The organism is Agromyces humi (assembly GCF_009720255.1).
In the GTDB taxonomy this organism is placed as follows: Bacteria; Actinomycetota; Actinomycetes; order Actinomycetales; family Microbacteriaceae; genus Agromyces; species Agromyces humi.
In genome coordinates, this window is record NZ_WJSP02000601.1 from 1 (window position 1) to 1,546 (window position 1,546).

2 protein-coding genes and 1 pseudogene are annotated in these 1,546 nt (G+C 72.5%); 2 read left to right on the forward strand and 1 reads right to left on the reverse strand.

The genetic code is table 11. The features are described from left to right. Together GH736_RS22700 and GH736_RS22705 are read left to right on the forward strand one after the other, a co-directional pair. A pseudogene (locus GH736_RS22700) lies at nucleotides 1-222 on the forward strand (LLM class flavin-dependent oxidoreductase); the annotation flags it as partial. Between the two features lie 38 nt (nucleotides 223-260). Continuing rightward, a complete protein-coding gene (locus tag GH736_RS22705; protein ID WP_159607259.1) occupies nucleotides 261-863 on the forward strand; it encodes a hypothetical protein in 603 nt (200 codons plus the stop codon). Nucleotides 864-899: 36 nt separating this feature from the next. On the opposite strand, the gene GH736_RS22710 is transcribed toward GH736_RS22705, so the two are convergent. After that, nucleotides 900-1,295 (reverse strand): thioredoxin family protein, encoded by a 396-nt coding sequence (locus GH736_RS22710; RefSeq protein ID WP_159607261.1) that lies wholly within the window; start codon nucleotides 1,293-1,295, stop codon nucleotides 900-902. Nucleotides 1,296-1,546: the final 251 nt, after the last annotated feature.

A 1,546-nucleotide genomic window follows, 5' to 3' on the forward strand; every position in this document is an offset into this window, starting at 1 on the left:
GCCGCCGGTCGCGACCCGTCGACGATCACCCGCACGCTGTCGCTCGACGCCGAGGCGCGCTACAGCCTCGCAAGCGTGGGCGCGTTCGAGGACGCCGTCGGCCGGGCCGCCGAACTCGGCTACACCGACGTCGTCGTGCACTGGCCACGGGAGCGCGGCCTGTACGCCGCCGACGAGTCGGTGCTCGACGAGGTCGCCTCGCGCCTGCCCGCCCTGCGTTGACGAAGGTCCGAGCCGGTGCGGGCGATAGCCTGATTCCCATGCCCGCGCCCCGTTCCAAGCCGCTGCTCGCCTGGGAGCCGCTCCCGTTCCTCGTGCTGGTCGGGCTGCTGCTGCTCACCGGGTGGATCCGCCCAGACGGCCCGCCGGCGGCGTTCTGGCTGCTCGTGGTGCTCGTGCTCGCGGCGCTCGCCTGGCTCGTCGTGTCGCTCGTTCGCGCGAGCCGCCGTGCCAACCCCGACCAGTGGGGCGACCTCTCGACGCTCGACGGCCTCGACGTCCTCGACGCGCCGCACCGGGACCGTGAGGTGCGCACGGTCGTGCCGGTCGAGGACGCGAATCGCCACCAGGCTGCGATCGAGTTGGCCCGCCTGTACGGCGGGACCGAGCAGCACGCCGTGCTCGTCCCGCGCGCCAACCGCTGGCTCTCGCGTCGCTACCGCATCGGCGTGCAGCTCGTGGGCGGCGATCGTCCGCGTCACGCCGGCTTCCTCGGCACGGCGGCGGCCGACCGCTGGGTCGAACTGCTCGACGGGCTCCGCGAGCGCGGCACGTTCGTACGGGTGCCCGCGATCATCGTCGGCGACTCGCGGCCGCACAAGGTCGACCTCGACCTCAGCGGGCTCGACGCGCTCGAGGCGTGACGCCGAGCCGGCGGCATCCGTCGACGCAGCAGCCGATCAGCGCTCGGTCTGCGACGAGGTCATCGCCTGCTCGGTCTCCTGCTGCGCGAGCTCGGCCCGCACCGCGTCCATGTCGAGGGCACGCACCTGCGAGATCAGGTCGTCGAGCATGGGACGGGGCAGGGCGCCCGCCTGGGCGAACACGCCGATGCCGTCCTTGAACGCCATGATCGTGGGGATCGACGTGATGTTCATGGCGGCGGCGAGCTGCTGCTGGTCCTCGGTGTCGACCTTCGCGAAGGTGAAGTCGGGGTTCGCCTCGGACGCCGCCTCGTAATTGGGAGCGAACTGCATGCAGGGGCCGCACCAGCCGGCCCAGAAGTCGACGAAGACGGTGCCGCCCTCGAGGATCGTCCGCTCGAAGTTGTCGATGGTCAGCGCCACGGTAGCCATCCGTCCACCCTACGACGGGTCGCTGCGCACCCGCCCGGTGTTCGCTGTGGGCGACCTGGGTCCCGGATGCCGCGGCGTCGACGCGCGAGGGGGCCGACGACGCTATCGTGATCACGTGGTCGCTTTCGGAGGAGCGCTGGGATCGTTCCGACGGCGTGGCCCGTCGCCCGACGCGTCGGAGACGGCGGATGCCGCGACCGCTGCGCGTGCCCGCGACGCGGCGATCCCCGACCTCGACTGGCGCGCCTTCC